The organism is Polaromonas sp. P1_G2 (genome assembly GCF_056405515.1).
The window spans coordinates 1-788 of sequence record NZ_JBFUBY010000590.1 but is presented as its reverse complement, the minus strand read 5'-3'; the positions used below and the strand labels follow the sequence as shown (position 1 = coordinate 788).

The 788-nt window shown below is 64.2% G+C and carries 2 protein-coding genes; both read left to right on the top strand.

Translation table 11 applies throughout. The annotated features are described in order from the left end of the window. The coding region (locus AC1D0P_RS26370; RefSeq protein ID WP_477679427.1) for a TOBE domain-containing protein at window positions 1–265 on the top strand (265 nt) is incomplete at its 5' end. Between the two features lie 66 nt (window positions 266–331). Next, the coding region (locus AC1D0P_RS26365) for a dihydroxyacetone kinase subunit DhaK (RefSeq protein WP_477679426.1) at window positions 332–788 on the top strand (457 nt) is incomplete at its 3' end.

Genomic DNA, 788 nt, shown 5'->3' with positions numbered 1-788 from the left:
CCTTCTGCCCGGTGGCCATGTTCCGGCCGGCGCGCGGAGCGTCGGTGCCAGGAGCGAGCACCTGGAGATCGCTACCGGCGGCAATGCCAATGCCGAGATCGACTGGATCGAGCATCTGGGCGACCAGAACCATCTGCATATCAAGGTGGGCAGTCACAAGCTGGTGACATTGGCCGATCCCTATCTGCACATCCGGTCTGGGGACCGGATCAGCCTGACGCTCAAGAACCCGCTCTATTTCAGCGCAGAAGGGCAGCGGCTCTGACGACATTTGCATGAACATCCGGCGTTCATCGCCGGACGAAAAAGACAAACGGACGGGAAGACTTCGATGAAGCATTTCTTCAACAGCAAGGAAAACATCGTCACGGAGGCGCTGGACGGGCTCCTGGCGACGACGCCGGAAGGCCGGCTCGCGCGCCTCGACAGCTATCCGGACATCAAGGTGATCCTGCGCGCCGACTGGGATAAGTCGCAGGTGGCGCTGGTCTCCGGCGGCGGGGCGGGGCATGAGCCGTCGCATGCCGGCTTTGTCGGGCAGGGCATGCTGACAGCGGCGGTGTCGGGCGAGATTTTTGCCTCGCCGAGCGTCGATGCGGTGCTGACGGCGATCCGGGCGGTGACCGGGCCGAAGGGCTGCCTGCTGATCGTCAAGAACTATACCGGTGACCGGCTGAATTTCGGCCTCGCCGCGGAGAAGGCTCGGGCCGAAGGCTTTGCGGTGGAAATGGTGATCGTCGCCGATGACATCGCGCTGCCGGACATCGTCCAGCCGCGCGGGGTGGCGG